The sequence below is a fragment of the Variovorax fucosicus genome (assembly GCF_030316825.1).
GTDB classification, from domain to species: Bacteria; Pseudomonadota; Gammaproteobacteria; order Burkholderiales; family Burkholderiaceae_C; genus Variovorax; species Variovorax fucosicus.
The window spans coordinates 343,001-366,377 of sequence record NZ_JASZYU010000003.1; the positions used below are offsets into that span (position 1 = coordinate 343,001).

The window sequence follows — 23,377 nt, forward strand, 5'->3', positions numbered from 1 at the left end:
CTCACGGCTCACCGCGGCGGAACCCGCACAGCCACATAGGCCAGCCGCCGGTCGCGCAGCACCAGCAGCGCCACCGACTGCCCGACCGGAGTGAGTGCGACGGCGCGGACGAAGTCATCCACGCGTTCGAGCGTCGCGGTGTTGACCGCCACCACGACATCGCCAGCGCGCAAGCCTTCGCTGCGCGCCGCACCGAATGCCTCGCGCACGAGCAGGCCGGCTTCGACGCCAAGCAGCAGCCGCTGCGCCTTCGAGAGTTCACCCAGGGTCAGGCCCAGGCCGTCGTCGCCGCCGACACGCATGGCGTCCGGGCGCGCCGTACTCCGGGTCGTCGTTTGCTCGGCCAGCGTTGCGATGAGCGTGAGCGCAGATCCCCGGCGCCAGACGCCAAACGTGGCGCGACTGCCGGGCGGGCGATCGGCGATGCGTTGCACGAGCTCGGCGAACCGGTCGACGCGCACGCCGTCGAGCGCCGTCACGATGTCGCCTCGCGCGAGCCCGGCCGCCTGTGCAGGGCTGCGTGCATCGACCTTCACCACCAGTGCACCGGCCGCGTCGGGCAGCCCGAACGCGCCGGCCAGCGCGGGCGTGACTTCCTGCAACTCGGCGCCGAGCCAGGCCCGGCGCACCCGTCCGTCGCTTCGCAACTGCCCGGCCGTCTTCAATGCGAGGTTGATCGGCACCGCAAAGGACAAGCCCATGTAGCCGCCGCTGCTGCCGCTGTAGATCATCGAGTTGATCGCCACGACCTCGCCCCGCTCGTTGAAAAGCGGACTGCCGGAACTGCCCGGATTGATGGCCACGTCGGTCTGGATGAAGGGGATGTCCCCGCCACCGGCCAGATACCGGTTCGTGGCACTGACGACGCCGGCGGTGACGCTGCCGCGAAAGCCGAACGGCGCACCGATCGCCGCGACCCAGTCGCCCGCGGCAAGCCGGGCCGAGTCGCCGAACGGCGCGGTCGGCAGGCCGGTCGCCGCGATCTTCAGCAGCGCCACGTCGGTGCGCCTGTCGATGCCGACCACCCGCCCGGTGAACCGCCGGCCGTCGGCCAGCCGGACTTGCGCCTCGTCGATGTCGGCCACCACATGGGCGCTGGTGAGGATGAGCCCATCGCTGGCGAGAATGACGCCGGACGCGAGATCGCGGATCTGGCCAGGCGCCAGGCTGGCCGGCAAGGGCGACGCCAGCCGGTCGGCGAAGTCGCTTTCCGGCGCGATCTCGAGGTCGGTGTCCGGCGCGCCTGCGCCACGGGCGAAGCGCAGGGCCGTGATGTCGACCACCGAGGCCCTGCGGCTTTCGACCAGCGCCGCGAATCGGGGCGCATCGCGCCCCGAGGGTACCGTGCCGGTACTGCACGCACCCAGCAAACAGGCAAGCGCAACGGCCGCGAGAAGTTGACGCACTGCTTTTCCTTGATGGCAATCACGGGCGAATACTCGCCATCGACAGTGTCGTGGAACATGCCGGCTTTTGTGTCCGGCCACAAGCTCATTTGTTGATCTACCGCAGTACCGGGCAACGATGGATCTGCGAGGCTGTGGTCTACACCCGGAGACCCACCATGACCCATCGCGCCACGACCATCATCCGAGAGGAGCATGCCGCCCTGGCGGCGATGCTGCGTTCCATCCTGCTGCTGCTGGACCAGCATCGCCGGCAAGGCTCGCTGCCCGACTTCGCAGCGCTGCGGGCCATGCTGTTCTACGTCGACGAATTTCCCGAGAAGCGCCATCACCGCAAGGAATCGGAACTGCTGTTTCCGAAGCTGCGCGCGCGCACGCCGCTCTCGCGCGAGTTGCTCGACCGCCTGGACGATGACCACGAACGCGGCGAGCGCAAGATCCGCAACGTCGAACACGCCTTGCTGGGCTTCGAGATGCTCGGGGAACCGCGCCGCGCGGCGTTCGAAGAGGCGATGGAGCGCTACACCGATTTCTACCTCGCCCACATGGCGCTGGAAGAGCGCGAGATCCTGCCGCTGGCCGAGCGCGTTCTGACTGAGGCGGACTGGTCGGAGGTCGACGCTGCCTTCCTTGCCAACCGGGATCCGATGACCGGCTGCGAACCCGAAACCGACTATCGCGCGCTCTTCACGCGCATCGTGAACATGGTGCCGGCGCCGATCGGCCTCGGGGTGGCTGCCTGATCGGCTACATCGACGCTTCGAGCATCTGCCGGTAGTCGTCGCGCGTCGCCAGGCGCGGGTTGGTCTTGTGGCAGTGGTCAGCCATCGCGCCGTCGATCACCTTCTCGAACAGGTCGCTGGTCACGCCGACTTCGGCCAGGCCACCGGGCAGGCCGAGCCGCGCGTTCATGTCGCGGATGGCGTCGCCCAGATCGCCGGCCGAGTCGAGGTGCATCGCCTGCGCCATGCGCTGCAGGCGCTGTTCTTTCTGCACCGACTCGGCGCCCGCGTTGAAGTGGATCACCGCAGGCAGGAAGAGGGCGTTCAGCGTGCCGTGGTGCAGGCGCGGGTCGACGCCGCCGAGGCTGTGGCTCAGCGAGTGCACGCAGCCCAGGCCCTTCTGGAATGCCATCGCGCCCTGCATCGACGCGCTCATGAGGTTCATGCGCGCCTCGCGGTCGCTGCCGTTTTTGGTGGCGCGTTCGATGTGCAGCCAGGCGCGCTCCAGGCCGTCGAGGCCGATGCCGTCGGCCGGCGGGTTGAAGGCGGCCGACATGAAGGTTTCCATGCAGTGCGCGATCGCGTCCATGCCGGTGGCGGCGGTCAGCCGGGGTGGCAGGCCGAGCGTGAGTTCGGGGTCGCAGATGGCGGCCTTGGGCATCAGGAACCAGCTGTGGAAGCCGAGCTTGCGGTGGTCGTCCACGATGATGATGGCGCCACGCGCCACCTCGCTGCCGGTGCCGCTGGTGGTGGGCACGGCGATCAGCGGGGCCACGCGCTCGGTGATCTTCGGCGAGCCGCCTTCGATGGTGGCGTAGGTGGTGAGCGGGCCTTCGTGCGTGGCCGCGATCGCCACGCCCTTGGCACAGTCGATGGCCGAGCCGCCGCCAACCGCGATCAGCCCGTCGCAGCGCTGGCTGCGGTACAACTCGACGGCCGCGCGCACCGCGGCTTCGGTCGGGTTCGAGGGCGTCTGGTCGAACACCGCCACCTCGAGATCGCCCAGTGCATCGAGCGCTTTCTGCAGGACGCCCGCGGCACGCACGCCGGCGTCGGTCACGATCATCGGCCGGTTGATGCCGATGCGCGCGCATTCGGACGACAGCAGCTTGATGGCGCCGAATTCGAACTGGATCTGGGTGAGGTACTGGATGAGGGCCATGGGAATGTGGGGGGAGCCGAACGGTACGATGCGGGCCGTCCAATCTAACAAAGAGGAGGCTGGCGTGAACCTGAAACATACCCTTGCCGCTGTCGCGCTCGGAACACTTCTTGCCGCAGGCGCCCGGGCCGAATGCCTGAGCGATGCCGCGGTGGGCGAGCTGGCGGCGTCCCTGGCTGCGAAGACGCCGGCCACCAACCCGCCCGAAGATTTCAGCGAGGCAGACGCGACCTGCACGCGCGCCAAGCTCAACAAGCTGCTGGCCGCGCGCTACGGCGCGGTGATCGGCTACAAGGCCGGGCTGACGAACCCTGCCGTGCAGAAGCGCTTCAACTACGACAAGCCGGTCTGGGGCGTGCTCTACCAGGGCATGCTGCTCGACACCGGCGCGGTGGTCGATGCCGGCTTCGGCGCGCGGCCGCTGTTCGAGGCCGACCTGCTGGTGCGCGTGAAAAGCGAGGCGATCAACCGCGCCCGGACTGCGGCCGAGGTGCTGGCCGCGATCGACCAGATCATTCCGTTCATCGAACTGCCGGATCTCGTCGTGCAGGCGCCGCCCAAGCTCAACGGCCCCGGCGTGGCGGCCATCAACGTCGGCGCGCGGCTCGGCGTGAAGGGGCTGCCGATCCTGGTGCCGCAGGCCGATTTCGCGCAGGCCTTCCTGCTCGATGCGTTGCGCGACATGACGGTGCGCCTGACCGACGGCAAGAGCGGCGCCGAGATTTCGCGCGGCAAAGGCTCCGACATCCTCGATCAGCCGCTCAACGCCGTGGTGTGGCTGGCCGACGCGCTGGGCAAGGAAGGCCTGGCGATGAAGCCGGGCGACCTGATCAGCCTGGGCTCGTTCTCGCCGCTCACGCCGACCAGGGCCGGGCTCAGCGTGCAGGCCACCTACGACGGCCTGCCGGGCGCGCAACCGGTGGTGGTGAACTTCAGGTGAGCGGCCGCATTCCGCCGCTGACGCCGAAGATGGCCGGCGTCGTCGAGCGCATGGCGCGCGCCGGCCATCCGCCGCTCGACGCGCTCACGCCCGACCAGGCCAAGGCCGCCTACGAGAAGGGCGCGGGCGTGCTCGAGGTTCCGAAGCCCGCGCTGGACCGGGTCGACGACTTCAGCATCAGGGCGCGCGACGGCCACGCGATCCCGGCCCGGCTCTACGCGCCTTCACGCGCCGCACTGCCGGTGCTGGTGTACTTCCATGGTGGCGGCTTCACGGTGGGCAGCATCCGCACGCACGACACGCTGTGCCGCGTGTTGAGCCGCGACAGCGGCTGCGCCGTGGTCTCGGTCGACTACCGGCTTGCGCCGGCGCACAAGTTTCCGACCGCGTCGGACGATGCATGGGATGCGGTGCAGTTCATCGCAACGCAGGGCGCAACGCTCGGGCTCGACAGCCGCCGGCTCGCGCTGGGCGGCGACAGCGCCGGCGGAACGCTCGCCGCGGCGGGCGCGATCATGGCGCGCGACGCCGGGTTGCCGGTCGCGCTGCAGCTGCTGCTCTATCCGGGCCTGGCGGCGCACCAGGACACCCACTCGCACCGCCTCTTTGCCAACGGCCCCCTGCTGACCGAAGCGCTGATCAGCTACTTCTTTGCCGGCTATGTGCGCAGTCGGGCCGACCGTGAGGACTGGCGCTTCGCGCCGCTCCATGCCGACGATGTGGAGGGCGTCGCGCCGGCCTGGATCGGCCTGGCCGAATGCGATCCGCTGGTCGACGAAGGCATTGCCTATGCCGACAAGCTGCGCGCCGCCGGCGTGGCGGTCGACCTCGAGATCTATCGCGGCGTGATCCACGAGTTCATCAAGATGGGCCGCGCCATTCCCGAGGCGCTGACCGCGCAGGCCCACGCGGCGCGGGCGCTGCGCGAGGCGCTCGCGCCCTAACGCTTACCAGCGCTGCCATAGCGCCCGTCGTACCTGCACACATTGAGGTCGCCTTGGCTTTCACTCAGGCGAGCTTGTCCTTGAGCTTGTAATAGGCGCCTACCAGCGGCAGGAACCACGGTGGTCCGACATGGCCCGGGATCGCGGGCCAGTGGAAGTCTTTCCAGGGATTGAGTTCGGCGCGCCCGTCCATGACTTCCGCCATGATCGTCCCCATCAGGGTCGACATCTGGGTGCCGTGGCCGCTGTAGCCCATCGAGTAATAGATGCCATTGCGCTCGCCGGCGCGTGGCAGGCGGTCACGCGTCATGTCGACCATGCCGCCCCAGCAATAGTCGATGCGCACGTGGCGAAGGTCCGGAAAGACGTCGTGCAATGCCGCCTGCAGGATCGCGCCGCTCTTCTCGTCGGAGGTCGGGTTGGAGACGGCGAAGCGGGCGCGACCACCGAAGAGCAGCCGGTTGTCGGGCGTCGTTCGGAAGTAGTTGACCAGGTTCTTCGTATCGACCGCCATCCGGCGCCGTGGCAACAGCCGGTCAAGCGTCTCTTTCGGCAGTGGCTCGGTGACGATCAGGAACGCGCCGACCGGCACGATGCGGCGTCGAATCCAACCCAGCGGCCCCGTCTGCGAGGTTCCGCTCGCCAGCAGAACCTGCCTGGCGTGGAGCCGACCCTTCGGCGTTTCGATCTGGTGCCCTCCGCCGGGGGCGGCTCGCAGGCCGGTCATCGGCGAATGCTCGTGGATCTCCACGCCGCGCCGCGCCGCCGCTACGCCCAAGCCGCGGACGAAGCGCCCGACATGCATGCCGGCGCTTTTGCGGTAGATCAGCCCGCCGTAGAAGCGGTTCGACCCGACCTCGCCGGCGAGGTCCGCAGGGCTCACCATCTCCGTATCGGGGTCGACGTTGGCCGCCAGCAGTTCCTGGCTGCGCGCCAGCTTGTCGTAGTGCTCGGGCTTGGCCGCGAGCTTGATCTTGCCAACGCGCGCGAAGCTGCAGTCGATCTTCTCTTCCGCCACCAGGCGCTCGACCGTATCGACTCCGGCGTCGAAGGCCCGATAGAGCCGGTCAGCGACATCCTTGCCGAGTTGGGCCGACATCGTGCCGTAGTCCTGGGCAAAGCCGTTGTTGCACATGCCGCCGTTGCGGCCGGAGGCGGCGTGCCCGATGGTCTCGGCTTCCAGGAGCACGACGCGTGCCCCCTTCTTGGCAAGCGCCAGCGCAGCCGAACAGCCGGTCAGGCCGCCACCGATCACCGCCACGTCGCAGCTGCCCTGCACCGGTCCTGCAGTGGCGCTGCGGAAGGGTTCCGAGGTGTCCAGCCAATACGAGGTCAGCTTCATGGCTGCCTTTCCGGCGTCTTCGAGCTCAGCATCGCGATGTCTCCTAGTTGAAGGACTGGTTGGCCAGCGCGAACATGCGTGCTGGCCCCGCCGGCGGGATGTGCGGCCCCTTGACCATGGTGGTGGCGTCACCGACCTGGCGCAGGCCGATGCTTTCGAGCCACTCCCCGAGCTGCGAGGTGTCAGCGGTGTCGACGCGCACGAAAACCTGGCCGAGACGTGCGAGCGCGGCTTCGATCAGGACGCGCGCATCGGCCGCACTTTCGGCGACCACCGGACCGATGACGTGCCCGCGGCCGAACAGGCGTGAAATGACATAGCCGCGCGGCTCGCCATCACGCACGAGCACGTGGCCGTCACCAGCCTGGACGAGCCGATCCAGCATCTGCCGCCTGGCCCAGCCGGTGGCCTTGCGGTCCAGATGCGCGACCGCCTCGACATCCGATGGCGCCATCACCCTGACAAGGCTGGCCGGCAGCGCCTGGTGGCGCTCGTGGGGAACGCCTTGATGCTGTTGGATGACGCCGGTGCGGACAAAGCCGCGCCTTTCATAAAGCGCCAGGCCTTCGGCCGTTGAGTTCAGCGTGATGGTTCGCGGGTGCGCCGCTGCGAGGAGCGCATCCATCAGCCGCGCACCGTGGCCACGGCCTTGGGCCGCCTTGGAGACGATGATCATCCCGCATGAAGCATCGTCCTCGCCGTAGGCCCACCAGGCCGCGGTCGCGATCACCGTACCGGCGCTGTTGCGGAGCACGAAGCCCTGGCCGAGCTCGAGCGCGAAGGCCCAGTCCTCAAGCCGATAGGGCCAGGACATCTCCTGCGAAAGCTGGAGGGCGCCTTCCAGATGTTCCGGGGCAAACGGGACCAGCACGACGTCGTCGTTGTGGTGGTCGGCGGGCCGGGTCGTTGTGGCGATCATGGTTCGCGCACCGCGACGGCGTCGATCTCGACCAGGTATCCGTAGTGCAATTCCGGCACCGGAACCACGCTGCGCGCGGGGCACGCATCAGGGACCATGGACGCATAGACCGCGTTGAAGCGGGCCCAGTTGGCGATACCGACGATGTACGCCGTCACCTTGACGATCTGTTGCGGCGAGCTGCCCGCGGCGCGCACGATCTCCAGCATGTTGTGGATGGCCTGCCTGGCCTGCGCCTCGAATCCATCGTCGTCCAGCGGACGTCCATCCGGGCGGATCGGCAACTGGCCGGAGACGAAGACGTGGGCGCCCGAGACAATGCCCTGCGTGTAGTGACCTGCCGGCTTCGGTGCGCGGTCCGTCAGGATGCCGGTGATGCCCGAGCTCATCACCAGCCCCCGAAACGCGACCACTCGGCTTCGACGTTGTCGCGAGCCCCGCGCACGACGTGATAGGCGCGATGCTGGGCGCCTGTGGCGCAGGCGTGGTTCGGCAGGATCCGCACACGATCACCAATCCCAAGATCGGGCAGCTTGCCCCCCGAGCCGGGACGCACGGTGATGATCCCGTGCTCCTGGTTGGCGTCGGCAACGATCAGGTCGGGATAGGGCACACCGGCGGCGTCGCACACCAGCCCATAGCCTTGGTCGACTGCCTGCCTGCGCGTGCCGCGGTCCTGCGATAGCGCCATCCAGCCAGCGTCGACCAGGATCCATCCCTTGTTGCGCTGGTGGCCGATCACCGTCGCCAGCACCGACAGCGCGATGTCGTCGACCTGGCAGACACCGATTCCGGCCATCACGAGATCGAAGAACACGAACACGCCGGCCCGGACTTCGGTGACGCCGGTGAGGTCGGCGGCGTTGTGCGCAGTCGGTGTGGAGCCGACGCTGACCACCGGGCAGGGCAGCCCGGCTTGGCGCAGGATGGTGGCGGCGTCGACCACGCTGCGGCGCTCGACCTCGGCACATTGACGCAAGGCTTCGGCCCCGCGGGCCAAATAACTGTCCCCGGCGTGCGTGATCACGCCCCGCAGTTCCGCGCCGTCTTCGAGGGCGTGGCCGATGTCGAGCAGCAGTTGCCGGTCGGTCGGCAGCACGCCGGAGCGGTGGCCGTCGCAGTCGATCTCGATCAGCGCGGGAATGCGCGTGCCGGCCTGGCGCGAGGCCTTCGCAACGGCTTGCGCCTGCTCCACTGTGTCCAGCACCACGGTCACGTCGGCTCCCCGGGCGCGCAGCGCCAGCACCTGTGGCAGTTTCGATGGTGCAATGCCGACGGCGTAGACGATGTCCCGCACGCCGGCCGCCGTGAATTGCTCGGCTTCAAGAAGCGTCGAAACGGTTGCCGGACCCGACGGCGACGTCATGACGCGGCGCGCGACTTCCACCGATTTGGACGTCTTGAGATGGGGACGCAGCATCACGCCCAGGCCGTCCAGCCTGCCTTTCAGGCGTGCGATGTTCCGCTCCATCCGCTCAGCGTCGAGGACGAGGCAAGGCGTCGCCAGTTCCCCCAGCGTCGTTGCGATCTGTTCGGCTTGCGCCTGCTTCATGGCTATGGCCTGGCTCAATGTCGTGCTCCGAGTTGTGCTTGTCCGATGCGGCCTGCTGGATGCGGACCTGCAACCGAGCAAGTGAGATGGCCGGATGTTGCGCCTGATCGATTGAACCTACAATTTATCGAACCTGCATGGAGAGTTAAGGCTCAACTAAATGATCAGCTCTGAGGATCTGCGCTTCTTCAACGTGTTGGCCCGGTCCGCGTCGCTCGCTGAAGCTGCCCGGAAGATGGATGTCACGCCACCGGCCGTCACCCAGCGCCTGCAAGCGCTGGAAGCACGGATTGGCATACGGCTGATCGACCGTTCCGGCCGCAGGATGGTCCTCACCGATGAAGGCGATCTGGTCGCATCCCACGGAACGATCGTGGCCGATGCGATGGAGGCGCTGTCCGAGGCATTGGCCAATCGCAAGAAGGCCGTCAGCGGGCATCTGCGCATCGCCGCCCCACATGGCTTCGGCCGGCTGCATGTCGCACCCGTGGTCGAGGCGTTTGCAAAGGCGCATTCCGGTGTGACGGTCACCCTGGACCTTGCCGACCATCCCGGCGCGCACCTGGTCGAGAGCAGCGACGTCATCGTCCACATCGGACCGCCTGGTGCCCAAAACCAGATCGTCACCACGTTGGCACCGAACCGACGCATCCTCTGCGCCAGCCCGGACTATCTCGCCAGTGCTTCGCCGATTCAGTCGCCTTCAGACTTGCTGCGGCATCGATGCCTGGTGGTCAGAGAGAACGACGAGGACGTCACGCTATGGCGCTTCGTGCACGCTTCGCGCGAGCCGGAGACCGTCCGGATCCGTCCCACCATGTGCAGCAACGACGGCGCGGTGGTGCGCGATTGGGCGGTGGCAGGCCTGGGTGTCGCGATCCGGTCGGAGTGGAATGTCGCTGCCGATCTGGCAGCCGGTCGCCTCAAACGGGTGCTTGCGAGCTGGGAGGTTCCTGCCGCCGACGTCGTCGCCATGCTGGGCACCCGCTTCGGGCGAAGTGCGCGGGCAACGGCCTTTCTGGCGATGCTGCGCCAATCTCTTGCGCCACCACCTTGGAGGCGAAGGACCGTGCGATGACGCCGGGTCTCGGGCCGTTCGCGCCCTAGCGCTTCAACCAGCCCAGCCCCTTGGCGTGCAGGCTCTGCACATAGAGCCGCTCGCGCGTTTCCGTGATCGCCGTCGTCTCGGGATAGGCGCCGGTCGCGTCCTGCAGGTCGGCCACGATCTTGCCGTCTTCGTTGAACGCGATCACGTGGCCATACGCCTTGGGCACGGGCCACAGCGCGCGCGGCAGGCGCAGGGTCATGCTGCGCAGGAAGGGCTTGTCGGCCATCCCGTCGATGGTCGGGTTGCGGGGTTTCACCAGGCCGGCCCAGATTTTTCCGTCCAGGCCGCGCATCAGGTTGTCGGGGTAGCCGGGCAGGTTGTCTAGCAGCACAACGGCTTGAGGACTGGTGCCGGCGCCGAGGTCGAGATCGCGGGCCTGCAGGTCGATTTTCCAGATGCGGTACTTGCCGGTTTCGGCAACGAACACACTTTTTTCGTCGGCGCTCAGCGCCACGCCGTTGGCGAACGCCAGGCCGCGGGCCACGATGCGCGTGGCCTTGGTGGCCGGGTCGTATTCGAGAATGCGGCCGGTGGCGGCTTGTTCGAGGATGTCGAGCACGCTCGCCTCGAAGGTGCCACCCCAGTCGGCCGGCGCAAAACGCGTCGATGCGTCGCTGAAATACATCTTGCCGCCCGCGTTGCGCGCCACCACGACGCCGTCGGCATAGCGGATCGGCTGGCCATTCACCTTGTCGGCCAGCACCGTGACCCGCCTTGCCGGGCTCACCGAGAGCAAGCCCTTGACGGCGTCGGCGGCAACCAGGTTGCCCGCGGCGTCGAAGTCGAAGCCCAGCACGCGGCCGCCAGTGTTGACGAACACCTCCTGGCCGCTGCCGTCGGTATTCATGCGCAGGATGTTGCCGCTGGCCACCGTGGTGTAGAGCTTGCCATCGGGGCCGATCACGATGTGCTCCGGGCCTTCCTCGCGGCCCAGATCGATCATGTTGAGATGCGCCAACCGGTCGTTGACGGCATGCACGCCCACATAGCCTGGCGCAGCAGGCGCAACCCAAGCGACCGGTTTCACGGGCACCGGCCACAGCGCGAGATAGGCGATGGCGGCCAGCAACAGCAGGTCGAGCGCGGCCATGATCTTCTTGCGCATGTGGGTAGTCTCCTTGGTCGTGCCGCCGATTGTGGTCTCGACGAAAATCGGCCGCGTTTTGCCACAACCCCGAGCCTCTGGAGACATCGATGCCCCGCAGTGATTTCCGTTTTTTCCACCGCCTGCGCGTGCGCTGGGCCGAAGTCGACATGCAGAAGATCGTGTTCAACGCGCACTACCTCATGTACTTCGACACCGCCATCAGCGACTACTGGCGCGCGCTGGCCTTGCCCTACCAGGATGCCATGGAGCGCCTGGGCGGCGACCTCTACGTGCGCAAGGCCACGATCGAGTTCGCTGCCTCGGCACGCGTCGACGACGTGCTCGATGTCGGCATGAAGTGCATGCGCGTCGGCAACTCGTCCATCGTGTTCCATGGCGGCCTGTTCCGTGGCGACGAGCTGCTCGTGAGCTGTGAGCTGGTCTACGTGTTCGCCGACCCGGCCACGCAGACCTCCAGGCCGGTGCCCGCCGCGCTGCGCGAGATCTTCGCGGCCTACGAGGCCGGCGAAACCCTGCGCGATGTCACCACCGGCGACTGGGCCGCGTTGGGCGAGGATGCCGGCGCACTGCGGCGCGCGGTGTTCATCGAAGAGCAGCGCATCCCGGCCGAGCTCGAATGGGACGAGCACGATCTGACGGCCGTGCATGCGGTCGCACGCAACCGGCTGGGGCAGGTGATCGCGACCGGACGCCTGGTCAGCGAGGCGCCGGGGCTGGCGCGCGTCGGGCGCATGGCGGTGCATCGCGCACTGCGCAGCGGCGGGCATGGCGAAGCGGTGCTGCGCGCGCTCGAAGCTTCGGCGGCTGCGCGCGGCGACACCGCGGTGATGCTGCACGCCCAGCGCTCGGCCGAGCGCTTCTACGCGCGGCTGGGCTATCTGCCGCACGGGGCGCCGTTCGAAGAGGCCGGTATCGCGCACCAGGAAATGCGCCGGTCGCTGGCCAACCCGGCCTAGCGGCCTAGATGTCTTCGAGCAGCGGGTAGGGCAGCGGCTCCAGCGTGAGCACGGTGCCGCCGGCCTGCAGGCCGCCCGCGTCGAGCGCCGAGATCTGCATCGACACCAGCGCGGCCCATTGGCCATCAGGGCCGGGGGCTGCTTGCGCGACTGTGCCGACTGGCTGCTCGGCATCGTTGAGGGCGAACACCTCCTGGCCCGTGCTCAGCGGCGCCTGGGCCGTCACAAGGTAGGCCCGGCGCTTCAACGTGCCCCGAAACTGGCTGCGCGCGACGATCTCCTGGCCGGGGTAGCAGCCCTTCTTGAAATTGACACCGCCGACCGACTCGTAGTTGAGCATCTGCGGCACGAAGGCTTCGACCACCGGCGTGGTCAGCGTCACGATGCCGCTGCGCACCTCGCTCCATTGCCAGAGCGCGGGGTCGAGCGCGGCACCGGTCGGGGCGGCGCTGCCGGCCGGTGCGATCCACAGGGCGCGCGGCACACCGTCGGCGGGATAGAGCGCGACGACGCTGGCGTCGCCGATGGCAGTGCGTTGGCCCGGCGCGGCCATCGCGTCGATGCCGTTCGCGGTCAATGCGCTGCCGGCCAGGCCGTACAGCGCGAACTCGGCGCTCGCATCGCTCAGCTTGAGCTTGGCGCGCAGCACGAACATCGACAGGCGCTTCAGCGTGGCCGGCAGGATGTCCTGGCTGCAGACCAGCAGCACGCGGTCGGGTTCGGGCCGGATGCCGATGAAGCTGGCGATCATGCGGCCCTTGGCCGTGCAGAGCGCCGCGAGCCGGGCCTCGCCGGCACCCAGCAGCGCGAAGTCCTGCGTCAGCTGGCCGTGCAGGAAGCTGGCTGCGTCGGGCCCCTCGGCGCGGATCACGCCGAGATGGGAGAGGAGGGGGGTGACACCTTGGAGGACGGGGGAGCTCATCGCTGAATTATCATGGTCGGCCTCGTTCCTTTGGGCTTGCAGGGCTACCTTGCCGGCATCTGCCATCGAGCCGCTCCAGCCGCTTTCCATCCTCCACCGTGCGCCGCTTCTTTCTCACCCTGTTCCTGCTCGTTTCGCTGACTGTGCTCGGCGCGGGCGCGTTCGGGCTCTGGTGGGTGAACCAGCCGCTCAAGCTGCCGGCCCCGAATGTGGACCTGTCGATCGAGCCCGGCAGCACGCCGCGCGCCATTGCCCAGGCGGTGGCCGAAACGGGCACGGCCGTCGAGCCGCAGTTGCTCTACTGGTGGTTCCGCTTCTCCGGGCAAGATCGGCAGATCCGTGCCGGCAGCTACGAACTGGAACGCGGCATCACGCCCCGCACGCTGCTCAATGTGCTGGTGCGCGGCGAGGAAGCCACCCGCAGCCTGGTGCTGGTGGAAGGCTGGAACATCCGGCAGGTGCGCGCGGCGCTGGCCAAGGCCGATCAGCTCAAGCCGGAAACGGTCGGGCTCAGCGACCAAGCCCTCATGGAGAAGCTCGGCCGTGCGGGCCAGCACCCTGAAGGCCGGTTTTTCCCGGACACCTACACCTACTCCAAGAACTCCACCGACCTGGCGCTGCTGCAGCGCGCCATGCGGGCGATGGATCGCAAGCTCGAAGCCGCCTGGGCCGCCCGCGCCTCCGATCTGCCGCTGAAATCGGCCGATGAGGCGCTTATTCTGGCGAGCATTGTCGAAAAGGAGACAGGAAAGGCCAGCGATCGGGCCCAGATCGCCTCGGTGTTCACGAATCGCCTGCGCGTCGGGATGCCGCTGCAAACCGATCCGACCGTCATCTACGGCCTCGGCACGCGCTTCGACGGCAACCTGCGCAAGAAAGACCTGCAGACCGATACGCCCTGGAACACCTACACCCGCAGCGGCCTGCCGCCGACCCCGATCGCGATGCCCGGCAAAGCCGCGCTGCTGGCCGCGGTGCAGCCGGCGCAGGGCAAGTCGCTGTATTTCGTGTCGCGCGGCGACGGCACCAGCCAGTTCAGCAATTCGCTCGACGAACATAACGCCGCAGTCAACCGCTACCAGCGCAACCGTCAATGACCCGAGGCCTGTTCCTGACGCTTGAAGGCATCGACGGTGCCGGCAAGTCGAGCCATATCGATGCGCTGGAGGCGCTGTTCCGGGCCCGCGGCCGCGCGGTGACGCGCACCCGCGAACCGGGCGGCACGCCGCTCGGCGAAACCTTGCGCACGCTGGTGCTCACGCAGCCGATGGACGCGCTGACCGAATCGCTGCTGGTGTTCGCCGCGCGGCGCGAGCACGTGCTGCAGGTGATCGAGCCGGCCCTGGCGCGCGGCGACGTCGTGCTGTGCGACCGGTTTACCGATGCGACCTTCGCGTACCAGGGTGCGGGGCGTGGTTTCGACCTTGATGTGCTGTCGACGCTCGAGCATTGGGTGCAGGCAGGGCGGGCACCGGAGCCCGATGCGCTGCTGCAACCTGCGCTCACCTTGTGGTTCGACCTGCCACCCGAAATCGCGGCCGAACGGCTTGCCGGTGCACGCCTGCCGGACAAGTTCGAGTCGCAGCCGGTCGAGTTCTTCCGCCGCGTGGCGCAGGGCTATGCCGATCGCGCAGCCGGCGCCGTGCGCTTTGCGCGCATCGATGCGAACCGCCCGCGCGAACAGGTCTGGCAGCAGATCGAAGCCACCCTTGCGGCGCGGGGCTTCGCATGAGCACCCTGTCGCCCTGGCTGAACCCACCGCTGGTCGAACTGTTGCGCCAGCGCGGCCACGCCTGGCTGCTGCAGGGCCCGTCGGGGCTGGGCCAGTACGAACTGGCACTTGCGCTCGCCGCCACCTGGCTTTGCGAAGAGCCAACTGGGCAGGGCGCGTGTGGCCATTGCGGCAGCTGTCATGCGATAGAGGTGCGCACCCATGCCGACCTCTGCGTGCTGATGCCCGAGGTTGCGATGATGGAACTGGGCTGGCCGCTCGACGAGAAATCGCAGGCCGACATCGACGACAAGAAGCGCAAGCCCAGCAAGGAAATCCGCGTCGAAGCCATGCGCGAGGCGGTTGGCTTTGCCCAGCGCACCAGCGCGCGCGGCCGCGGCAAGGTCGTGCTGGTGTACCCGGCCGAGCGCATGAACTCGATCACTGCCAACGCACTTCTGAAGACCCTCGAAGAACCGGTCGGCGACGTGCGCTTCGTGCTGGCCAGCGAAGCGGCCTGGCAGTTGCTGCCGACCATTCGCAGCCGCTGCATCGGCTTCACGCTGCCCTGGCCCGCAGCCGAGCAGGGCCAAGCCTGGCTGGTGGAACATGGCGTTGCCGCGAACGATGCGAGCGCCCTGTTGCGCGCCGCCGGTGGCCGGCCCAGCGACGCGCTGCGCCAGGCGCGCGCCGGTGGCTCGCCCAAGGCGTGGTCGTTGCTGCCCAAAGCCATGGCGCGCGGCGACGTTGCGGCACTGGCCGACCAGGCGCCGGCCCAGGCCATCGATGCGCTGCAAAAGCTCTGCCACGACTTGATGGCGGTAGGCCAGGGCGCTGCGCCGCGCTTTTTCGAGCCGGCCGATCTGCCGCCGGCACCGACCGGTATCGCGCTTGCCCGCTGGTCCAAGTCACTCGCGAACGCGGCCAGAACCGCGGAGCATCCGTTCAACGCGGGACTGATGCTGGAGGCGCTTGTGAGCGAGGCGCGAACCACCCTACACTCGTCCCCACGCCGTCCATGAACACCACCACCGCACCCCAAGCCCCCAATGCCCCGCGGCCCAGCGTGATCCAGCTGGCAATCAAGGAAAAGGGCGCGCTCTACGCGGCCTACATTCCGCTGTTTGCCGAAGGTGGCATCTTCATCCCGACCTCGCGCGAGTACCGGTTGGGCGACGACGTTTACGTGCTGCTCACGCTGCCCGACGATCCGCAGCGCTATCCGGTGGCCGGCAAGGTTGCCTGGATCACGCCGGCGCGCGCCGCCGGCAATCGGGCGCCGGGTGTCGGCATCCGCTTTCCGTCCGACGAGAAATCGCGCCAGCTCAAGGCGCGCATTGAAGAAGCGCTCGGCAGCACGATGGCTTCCGACCGGCCCACGCAGACCATCTGAGGCCCGTCCGCACGCCCGGCCGGGTCTGCGGAGTTGGCGACAATGGGGCATGTTCACCGACTCCCATTGCCACCTCACCTTTCCTGAACTGATCGAAGACCTGCCGCAGATCCGCGCCGCGATGGCCGCCGCGCAGGTCGACCGGGCCCTTTGCATCTGCACCAAGCTCGAGGAATTCGATGCGGTGCAGTCACTGGCCGCCCAGTACGACAACTTCTGGGCCAGCGTCGGCGTGCACCCCGACAACGAAGACATCCTGGAGCCCAGCGTCGACGACCTGGTGCGCCGCGCAGCGCTGCCCAAGGTGGTGGCAATTGGCGAAACCGGCCTCGACTATTACCAGATGGAAGAGCGCAAGGGCGGCCGCAGCGTGGCCGACATGGAGTGGCAGCGCGACCGCTTTCGCGTGCACATCCGCGCTGCGCAGCAGACGCGCAAGCCGCTGATCATCCACACGCGCGAAGCCTCGGCCGACACGCTCGCGATCCTCAGGGAAGAGGGCGAAACCGGCGCCGGCAATGCGGCCGGCGGCGTCTTCCACTGCTTCACCGAAACAGCCGAGGTGGCGCGCGCGGCGCTCGATCTGGGGTTCTACATTTCGTTTTCGGGCATCCTGACCTTCAAGAAGGCGCAGGATCTGCGCGATGTGGCGGCTTTCGTGCCGATGGATCGGATGCTGATCGAAACCGACAGCCCGTATCTGGCGCCAGTGCCCTACCGCGGCAAGACCAACAACCCGTCCTACGTGCCCTTCGTGGCGAAGCAGATCGCCGAACTGCGGCAAATGCCGGTCGAGGCCGTGGCCGAGGCCACCAGCCGCAATTTCGAAACCCTTTTCAGTGCCATCAATACATGAAGTATTTGTTTAAGAAGCTTTCATATCTATTTGTTTTTGCTCTTGTTTCTTGCGCAGTCAATGCCGGAACATATGACGACTTCTTCCGCGCCGTGCGCAGCGACAATGCCGGTGCGGTGCGCGACCTGATCGCGCGCGGATTCGATCCGAACACGCCCGACGAGCACAACCAGACCGGGCTGCTGATCGCCCTGCGCGAGCCCTCACCCAAGGTGATCCAGGTGCTGCTCGATTCGCCCCAAACCAATGTCGAGGCGCGCACCAGCAAGGACGAAAGCCCGCTGATGCTGGCCGCGATCAAGGGTCAGCAGGACATCGTGGTGCGCCTGCTGGCACGCGATGCCGATGTCAACAAGACCGGCTGGGCGCCGCTGCATTACGCAGCCAGCAGCGGCCAGGTCGCGATCATGAAGTTGCTGCTCGACAAGTTCGCCTTCATCGACGCCCAGTCGCCGAACGGCACGACGCCGCTGATGATGGCCGCGATGTACGGCTCGATCGACAGCGTCAAGCTGCTGCTCGACGAAGGCGCCGATCCCATGATGAAGAACGAGCAGGGCCTGACCGCCGCCGATTTCGCCCGACGTGCCAACCGCACGGATGCGGCCACGCTGATCGGTGCGGCCATGCAAAAGAAGCTGCCCAAGGACGGCAAGTGGTGAGTGCGAGGCGCGCATAGCGTGCTGCGCGCTTACAGATAGTCTTCGTCGATCAACGACGAAAGCAGGGACCAACCGATGCGCTGTGCCCAGCCGATCACCGGATCGCGCGTCATCCGGAGGTCTTGCCCACCATCGGGGACTGTCCATTCGATTCCGCCCGTCTCCAGCCTCTGGCGCACGCTGTAGCTCGCGTCGAAGTGCTCGCGGTGGATCATGTCGACAAGGTCGCCCGCCATGGCCGTGCTCTCGACGACCAAGCCCAACTCCGTGTTGCAGTGGGCCGAGCGCCTGTCCATGTTCATGGAACCGACGTAGAACCAGCGCCGGTCCACCACTGCCAGTTTTGCGTGGAGGCGGGCCAACGACCCCTGATGCGCACCGCTGTAGTTGTCGATGCGCGGATCGTTCACCGGCATCAGCTCGTAAAGCGCGATGCCCATCCGCACCAGCTTCTCGCGATAGCGTGCGTAGCCATAGTGCGCGAGCGGCTCGTCCGTGGTGGCGAGTGAATTGGTGACCACCGAGATCCGGGCGCCGCCCGCACTTGCGGCGTCGAACGCATCCAGCATGCTCGGCATTGGAATCAGGTAGGGCGAAACCACCAGTACCTCCTGGCGCGCTGACTGCAACAGCTCCAGATTGGCGCGCATGACGGAACCTTCGCGCATGGCGACGTCCGGGCTGCTCGGCTCCGGATGGACGACCGCGTCGGCAATCACGCGCACGCGCGCTGCTCGCAATTGGACGCGCTGCCGCGCGAGTTGCGCGCCGAGGCCGTCGCGTTGCACCTCTTCCTGCGCGGCGCGCGGGACGAACTCGATGGGCAGGCCCGCCTCTACGGCGGGGCGCTTCTTCGCCATTCCTTGCACATCCACGAGGCTTTGCAACGGATAGGCCAGCGCACTGTTCCAGTAGGCGTCGAACACCTCGGAGAGCTCGTGCACGGCCGAGCCGGCTATCAACACGTCCATGTCGATGAAGTTGGCGGGCTTGCTGCGGCCGAAGTACTCATCGGCGATGTTGCGGCCTCCGGTGATGGCGAAACTGTTGTCTGCCACAAGCAGCTTGTTGTGCATGCGCCGGTTGACCTGGTCGAACTTGTGCAATGACAGCAGCACCCGGGAGTGCAATGAGCCCGTGCGCACCGGCAGCGGATTGAACATGCGCAACTCGACGTTGTCGCGACTCGCAAATTCCGCCAGCAGTCCCTTGGTTGCGCCGGCGTTCAGGTCGTCGACAAGCAGCCGCACGCGCACGCCGCGCGCGGCCGCATCGGCCAAGCCGCGCAAGAACTGGCGGCCTGAGCGGTCGTCGGCCACCAGGTAGTACTGCGCGTCGATGCTTTTCTCGGCCGCGCGCACGAGCGCAAGTCTGGCCTCGAAAGCGTCATCGCCGCCCGGCAGCAAGCGCAGGCCAGACACGGCACCGCGCTGCGCCGGCGTCGACGGGTCATCCGTTTCGGCCAGCGTCGCAGCGGCAATGCGCGCCAGCGCGGAATCGGCGACATCCCGATGCGCCTCGGAGTACCGCCGCACCACCTGATCCGGAAGGCTCGCACAACCGCCCAGCAGCACCCCGACCAGGCCTGCAACAGCGCAGACCCAGCGCACTGAAAGTCGTGGGGCGGATCCGATACCCCACAGGGCCATCGAGATCCGCTGCGAGAGCGGGTAAACAAATCTTTCCAACATGATGAACCAGTCATGCCCACGCATTTGCGATGGGAAGAAAAGCCTCAAAAAATGGAGGCTGGGCGGAAGTCGCCGAGGTCGGCAACGGCGAGGATCTTCATGCCGGCCACCCCGGATTGGGTGATGACTGGCAGTACGGCAGACGCGAGTGCGACGACGAGCGTCGAGAGCGTGAGGAGCATTGGGTGGAGCTTCATGGCAGGGCTTTCAGATCAGTACGAAAGGGGCAAGAACGAATTTAGGGCGCCGGTGTCGCCGCCTCATTTCGCGAAGCGGCCCGTCTTGTTTCATGTGTTGCGCCCGGGAGGCGCAGCGTCGACGGCCGGTGCGCCGGACGCCGAATGCGCTCGATCGCTTGCAGCAGCGTGAGGTGCAGCACGTCGCGTTGGGCGTGGCTCCCGCCCAGGCGATGGACTTGAGTGGGCAGGCTGCCCAGCAGCGCGATGGCCATCGGATGGTTGCCGCGGCCGAAAGCGACGAGTCCGCTGCACCCCGGCAGGCCGAGTTGGCGCGTGGTCTCGCCGTAGCGCGTCGGCTTCAATTGGCCGAGCACCAGCGCATGCTCGAGGCGCTGCGCCCGCGTCCAGTCGCGCGCGCCGACGAAGGCCAGCATCGCATGCAAGTCGCTGAAACTGCAGAAGCCATCTTCAATGTGCGGCTCCCAGGCCGCGCTCAGTTCGTTCCAGCGCGTGCCGGTATCCACACCGCGCAGATGCAGGCGCCACAACAACGCGGTTGCGTCGATCAGGTCGGCCACGTCGAGCGAGCCACCGGCTCGAATGCGGCCGTCATACAAGGCCATTGCGCTCTTGACTTCGCCGCACGCCAGGTGAAACAGGGCCAGGTGCCACCAGCCGTGCGTAGCCACGACGGTCTCGACGCTCCAGCGCTGCGCGTGCGCATTCAGCCAGCGCACGCCTGCGTCGGGCCGATCGGTCATCTCGAACACGTGCGCCATCGCGTGGTGGGCACGTGCGTCGTTCTCGTTGAGACCCAGCGCGGCGCACGCCGCTTCTTCGGCGTGCTCGTAGTCCCCGCATTCGGCCAACCCGAATGCGTGCATCGCCCGCACGCTGTGATAGCCCGGCAGGTCGGTGGGCCAGGCCGGCAGCACGCTTTCGATGCGGTCGCGCAGGTGCGCGATCTCACCTGTCAGATAGTCGAAGCCATGGGCTACCGCCAGCGCGAGGAGGTCGCGCGGCTGCGCCGCGAGCGCCTCGCCCAGCAGGCCCACGGCGCCGCGGTAGTCGTCGGCCAGCACGCGCGCGATGACCGCAAGATGGCGCTGCTCGTACGCGTTGGCCGGCAGCCCGGTGGTCGCCGCCAGCAGCGCCCCCGCCTCGCGCACGCGCCGCGGGTCGCGGCTGCCCAGCCGCATGTAGGCCTGGAGCACCCGTGCCATCGCGAATCCGGGCGCTTCCGCCAAGGCCAGATCAAGCGGCTCGGCGGCGCCGCTGCGCCAGGACAGGAAATCCGAGAGTGCGTGTTCGTAGGCCGCGAGCGCAGCCGGCGTAGCGCCGGACACGCGACAGCCACGGGAGTCGAACTGGGTCATGGTGATGCCTTCCAGGGCACTGCGGCCCCCTGTGTCATGTGCCGCGGCGTGATGTTCAGGTTCATGCGGAACAGGTTGGTCGGGTCATAGCGCTGCTTCAGCGCCTGCAGCCGGGCGTAGTTGGCGCCGTAGCTCGCGCTCACGCGCTCGGCTTCGTCTTCGGTGAAGAAGTTGACGTAGCCGCTTCCGGTGGCGTGCGGCGCCGCCGCTTCGAAGGTGCGGCGCGCCCAGGCGCGCACTCGCCCGTCGTCGCGGGGGTCCGACCAGCGGCCGTGCACGTTCATGATGAAGCGCGCATCGCGGCCGACGAAAGGCGTTGCGGCCGCATCCACGCGTGACATCGCGCCGCCGAGCTGGGCCACGAAGATCTCGCATTCCGGCCCCGGCAGCTGTCCGGCGGCGTCCACCAGCAGGTCGAGCGCAGCGTCGTCGAGCCGGCTGAAGTTGTTCGACTTCCAGTAGTTGCGGCCTCCTGGCGCAAGAAGGGGGTCGAACGCGGTCTGGAACGCGCTGTACGGCTGTGGGCCCAGCGCCGCGCCAATCGGCTCGCCGAATGCGAGCACCGGCGCCGCCGCGCTCTCGCCGGCATCGGTTGCGCCGCAGTGGACCAGCGGGAAGATCACCACCTCGCTGCCGTGCGCCGAGGCCGGCAGGAACGGCAGAGGCGGCGCCTTTCGCATGACCGCCCACACACTCAACTCCTCGGGCGCGCTGGCGCAGAAATCACGCCAGGCCCGCAGCACTTTGGTGGCCTGCGAGAACGGGTAGACAACCAGGCCGGCGTACACCTGCGGGCCCACCGGATGCAGCCGGAACTCGAAGGAGGTGACGATGCCGAAGTTGCCGCCGCCGCCGCGCAGGGCCCAGAACAGATCCGGCTCCGATTCGGCCGACACGGTGCGCTCGCGCCCGTCGGCGGTGACCACGGTGGCACCGACCAGGTTGTCGGCGGTCATGCCGTGGCGACGGGTCAGCCAGCCGAAGCCACCGCCCAGCGCGAGGCCGGCCACACCGGTGGTGGAGTTGATGCCCAGCGGCGTGGCCAGGCCGTGCGCCTGCGCAGCGCGGTCGAAGTCACCGAGCAGCGCTCCGGCGCCCACGCGTGCCATACGTGTCGCGGGGTCGACATGGACCTCGCGCAGGCCCGACAGATCGACCATCAGGCCGCCGTCGGCCACCGCATGGCCGGCGATGTGGTGGCCGCCGCCGCGGACACTTAGCAACATGCGATGCGCCGCGGCAAAGCGCACGGCTGTCTGGACATCGCGCACCGACAGGCAGCGCGCGATCAGCGCCGGCCGCCGATCGACCGTTGCGTTCCACACCCTGCGCGCTTCCTCGTAGGGCGCGTCGCCGGGGGCGAGCACGTCGCCCGAGATCTGCGCGGCGAATGCCTGGGCATCGGATGCCGGCATTTGCCCGGTGTCCCGGTTCAGCGTGGTGAAGGAAAGGGTTTTCGGCAAGGTTGCGATGTGCATGAGGGGCTCCTCGGGTTGTTGGGGGTCTAGTGAATCTAGGCAGACCGTGTCGCAACCACATTTCGCAGGACCACGCCTCTTGTTTCTTGTGTTTCAAGCGCCCTCGCTGGGGTCCGCCGGGCACTCGGACGTTTTGTTTCTTTCGTTTCGGGCGGAAAGCGCGCACCTTTTCTGCCGCGCCGCGCAGGCATATGCTCCAGGAGAGCGAGGAGATGTCATGCAGATGCAAGCCGCAGAACCCGCGAAGCCCACGATCCTGATCGTTGACGACGAGCCCGATGTGCGTGAGGTGCTCGAGGAGTACTTCGCTGCCCACGGCTACGCGACCATCGGCGCCGATTGCGCGGCGGCTGCGCGAACGCACGCGGCAGAGCGCGCGGTCGACCTCGCGCTGATCGACATTCACATGCCTGGCGAGGACGGCCTCAGTCTGGCGCGCCATCTGCGCGAGCGCTATGCCGCCATCGCCATCATCATGCTCACTTCCGCGGCGACCGTGGTCGACCGTGTGGTGGGTCTCGAGGTCGGGGCAGACGACTACGTGCCAAAGCCGTTCGACCCGCGCGAGCTGGTAGCACGCGTCAAGAGCGTGCTGCGGCGCACCGCCGCTGCCCACCGTGCCGAGATTGGCGCCGAGCGGGTGCGCATCGGGCGCTGCGTGCTCGATGTGGCCGCGCACCGGCTTACCGACGAGACCGGTGCCGAGGTCGCGATGTCTCCGCTCGAGTTCGATCTGCTGAAGGCCTTGGCGCAGCACCCGAACCGGCCTCTGTCGCGCGAGCGCATCCTGAACCTGGGAAGGCCGCGCGAGTGGGATCCGTTCGACCGCAGCGTCGACCTGCGCGTCATGCGCCTGCGCAAGAAGGTCGAGCCCGATCCCGACCACCCGCGCTTCATCCGCACCGTGCGCAACGAGGGCTACGTTTTCGTGCCCGAAGGGAACTGACGTG

General features: G+C 67.8%; 24 protein-coding genes. 12 read left to right on the plus strand and 12 right to left on the minus strand.

The features are described 5' to 3' along the window. Positions 1-8 precede the first annotated feature (8 nt). On the minus strand, positions 9-1,406 hold the full coding sequence (locus QTI05_RS19175; RefSeq protein ID WP_286620290.1) for a trypsin-like peptidase domain-containing protein: 1,398 nt from the start codon (positions 1,404-1,406) through the stop codon (positions 9-11). A gap of 158 nt (positions 1,407-1,564) precedes the next feature. Between QTI05_RS19175 and QTI05_RS19180 the strand changes: the two genes are divergently transcribed. Beyond that, complete coding sequence (locus QTI05_RS19180; RefSeq protein ID WP_286544217.1) at positions 1,565-2,149, plus strand: hemerythrin domain-containing protein; 585 nt, start codon at positions 1,565-1,567, stop codon at positions 2,147-2,149. Positions 2,150-2,153: 4 nt separating this feature from the next. Here the strand turns inward: QTI05_RS19180 and gbd are convergent, their stop codons facing one another. Beyond that, entirely contained in the window at positions 2,154-3,290 is a 1,137-nt protein-coding gene (gene gbd, locus QTI05_RS19185; RefSeq protein ID WP_286620292.1) for a 4-hydroxybutyrate dehydrogenase, read from the minus strand. Positions 3,291-3,354: 64 nt separating this feature from the next. On the opposite strand from gbd, the gene QTI05_RS19190 reads away from it, so the two are divergent. Next, complete coding sequence (locus tag QTI05_RS19190) at positions 3,355-4,230, plus strand: 2-keto-4-pentenoate hydratase (protein WP_286620294.1); 876 nt, start codon at positions 3,355-3,357, stop codon at positions 4,228-4,230. A gap of 29 nt (positions 4,231-4,259) precedes the next feature. Then, the gene (locus QTI05_RS19195; RefSeq protein ID WP_286621106.1) at positions 4,260-5,174 is read left to right on the plus strand and encodes an alpha/beta hydrolase; all 915 of its coding nucleotides are present in this window, start codon (positions 4,260-4,262) and stop codon (positions 5,172-5,174) included. 64 nt (positions 5,175-5,238) lie between these two features. On the opposite strand, the gene QTI05_RS19200 is transcribed toward QTI05_RS19195, so the two are convergent. The 4 genes from QTI05_RS19200 to QTI05_RS19215 are packed head-to-tail and all read right to left on the minus strand — an operon-like array spanning position 5,239 to position 8,987. Further along, on the minus strand, positions 5,239-6,516 hold the full coding sequence (locus tag QTI05_RS19200; protein WP_286620295.1) for an NAD(P)/FAD-dependent oxidoreductase: 1,278 nt from the start codon (positions 6,514-6,516) through the stop codon (positions 5,239-5,241). Between the two features lie 43 nt (positions 6,517-6,559). Continuing rightward, positions 6,560-7,435: a GNAT family N-acetyltransferase gene (locus QTI05_RS19205; RefSeq protein ID WP_286620296.1), complete on the minus strand. Its 876-nt coding sequence runs from the start codon at positions 7,433-7,435 to the stop codon at positions 6,560-6,562. Beyond that, positions 7,432-7,848, minus strand: coding sequence for a RidA family protein (locus tag QTI05_RS19210; protein ID WP_286657838.1), 417 nt, complete (start codon positions 7,846-7,848; stop codon positions 7,432-7,434). The genes QTI05_RS19205 and QTI05_RS19210 overlap by 4 nt, the downstream gene beginning before the upstream one ends. Next, positions 7,824-8,987, minus strand: coding sequence for a DSD1 family PLP-dependent enzyme (locus QTI05_RS19215; RefSeq protein WP_286620299.1), 1,164 nt, complete (start codon positions 8,985-8,987; stop codon positions 7,824-7,826). The genes QTI05_RS19210 and QTI05_RS19215 overlap by 25 nt, the downstream gene beginning before the upstream one ends. Before the next feature lie 160 nt (positions 8,988-9,147). Here QTI05_RS19215 and QTI05_RS19220 point away from each other — a divergent pair, with 160 nt between their 5' ends. Then, a complete protein-coding gene (locus QTI05_RS19220; RefSeq protein ID WP_286544250.1) occupies positions 9,148-10,065 on the plus strand; it encodes a LysR family transcriptional regulator in 918 nt (305 codons plus the stop codon). 25 nt (positions 10,066-10,090) lie between these two features. Here QTI05_RS19220 and QTI05_RS19225 read toward each other — a convergent pair whose 3' ends face one another. Beyond that, positions 10,091-11,200, minus strand: a complete 1,110-nt coding sequence (locus QTI05_RS19225; protein WP_286620301.1) for an SMP-30/gluconolactonase/LRE family protein — start codon at positions 11,198-11,200, stop codon at positions 10,091-10,093. A gap of 89 nt (positions 11,201-11,289) precedes the next feature. Here QTI05_RS19225 and QTI05_RS19230 point away from each other — a divergent pair, with 89 nt between their 5' ends. Next, positions 11,290-12,159, plus strand: a complete 870-nt coding sequence (locus QTI05_RS19230) for a YbgC/FadM family acyl-CoA thioesterase (RefSeq protein WP_286620304.1) — start codon at positions 11,290-11,292, stop codon at positions 12,157-12,159. A 4-nt stretch (positions 12,160-12,163) separates the two neighbouring features. Here the strand turns inward: QTI05_RS19230 and ygfZ are convergent, their stop codons facing one another. Continuing rightward, positions 12,164-13,081 carry a CAF17-like 4Fe-4S cluster assembly/insertion protein YgfZ gene (gene ygfZ, locus QTI05_RS19235; RefSeq protein ID WP_286620306.1) on the minus strand — a complete coding sequence of 306 codons (918 nt, stop codon included), beginning with the start codon at positions 13,079-13,081 and terminating at the stop codon, positions 12,164-12,166. A gap of 98 nt (positions 13,082-13,179) precedes the next feature. Here ygfZ and mltG point away from each other — a divergent pair, with 98 nt between their 5' ends. The 6 genes from mltG to QTI05_RS19265 are packed head-to-tail and all read left to right on the plus strand — an operon-like array spanning position 13,180 to position 17,703. After that, positions 13,180-14,178, plus strand: coding sequence for an endolytic transglycosylase MltG (gene mltG / locus QTI05_RS19240; RefSeq protein WP_286620308.1), 999 nt, complete (start codon positions 13,180-13,182; stop codon positions 14,176-14,178). Further along, the gene (gene tmk / locus QTI05_RS19245; RefSeq protein ID WP_286620310.1) at positions 14,175-14,813 is read left to right on the plus strand and encodes a dTMP kinase; all 639 of its coding nucleotides are present in this window, start codon (positions 14,175-14,177) and stop codon (positions 14,811-14,813) included. Before mltG ends, tmk begins: the two co-directional genes overlap by 4 nt. Further along, on the plus strand, positions 14,810-15,814 hold the full coding sequence (locus tag QTI05_RS19250; RefSeq protein ID WP_286620311.1) for a DNA polymerase III delta subunit-related protein: 1,005 nt from the start codon (positions 14,810-14,812) through the stop codon (positions 15,812-15,814). The genes tmk and QTI05_RS19250 overlap by 4 nt, the downstream gene beginning before the upstream one ends. Continuing rightward, a complete protein-coding gene (locus tag QTI05_RS19255) occupies positions 15,811-16,185 on the plus strand; it encodes a PilZ domain-containing protein (protein WP_286544272.1) in 375 nt (124 codons plus the stop codon). The genes QTI05_RS19250 and QTI05_RS19255 overlap by 4 nt, the downstream gene beginning before the upstream one ends. 49 nt (positions 16,186-16,234) lie before the next feature. Further along, a complete protein-coding gene (locus tag QTI05_RS19260; RefSeq protein WP_286620313.1) occupies positions 16,235-17,041 on the plus strand; it encodes a TatD family hydrolase in 807 nt (268 codons plus the stop codon). Next, the gene (locus QTI05_RS19265) at positions 17,038-17,703 is read left to right on the plus strand and encodes an ankyrin repeat domain-containing protein (protein ID WP_286620314.1); all 666 of its coding nucleotides are present in this window, start codon (positions 17,038-17,040) and stop codon (positions 17,701-17,703) included. Before QTI05_RS19260 ends, QTI05_RS19265 begins: the two co-directional genes overlap by 4 nt. 29 nt (positions 17,704-17,732) lie before the next feature. Here the strand turns inward: QTI05_RS19265 and QTI05_RS19270 are convergent, their stop codons facing one another. Genes QTI05_RS19270 through QTI05_RS19285 form a run of 4 tightly spaced genes read right to left on the minus strand, consistent with a single transcriptional unit; the run spans position 17,733 to position 22,364 of the window. Beyond that, positions 17,733-19,442, minus strand: coding sequence for a phospholipase D-like domain-containing protein (locus QTI05_RS19270; protein WP_286620316.1), 1,710 nt, complete (start codon positions 19,440-19,442; stop codon positions 17,733-17,735). After that, positions 19,439-19,591: a hypothetical protein gene (locus tag QTI05_RS19275; RefSeq protein ID WP_286657839.1), complete on the minus strand. Its 153-nt coding sequence runs from the start codon at positions 19,589-19,591 to the stop codon at positions 19,439-19,441. The genes QTI05_RS19270 and QTI05_RS19275 overlap by 4 nt, the downstream gene beginning before the upstream one ends. A gap of 41 nt (positions 19,592-19,632) precedes the next feature. After that, positions 19,633-20,949: a tetratricopeptide repeat protein gene (locus QTI05_RS19280; RefSeq protein ID WP_286620319.1), complete on the minus strand. Its 1,317-nt coding sequence runs from the start codon at positions 20,947-20,949 to the stop codon at positions 19,633-19,635. Then, positions 20,946-22,364 (minus strand): FAD-binding oxidoreductase, encoded by a 1,419-nt coding sequence (locus QTI05_RS19285; RefSeq protein WP_286621108.1) that lies wholly within the window; start codon positions 22,362-22,364, stop codon positions 20,946-20,948. The genes QTI05_RS19280 and QTI05_RS19285 overlap by 4 nt, the downstream gene beginning before the upstream one ends. Before the next feature lie 280 nt (positions 22,365-22,644). On the opposite strand from QTI05_RS19285, the gene QTI05_RS19290 reads away from it, so the two are divergent. After that, positions 22,645-23,373: a response regulator gene (locus QTI05_RS19290; RefSeq protein ID WP_286544286.1), complete on the plus strand. Its 729-nt coding sequence runs from the start codon at positions 22,645-22,647 to the stop codon at positions 23,371-23,373. Positions 23,374-23,377 lie beyond the last annotated feature (4 nt).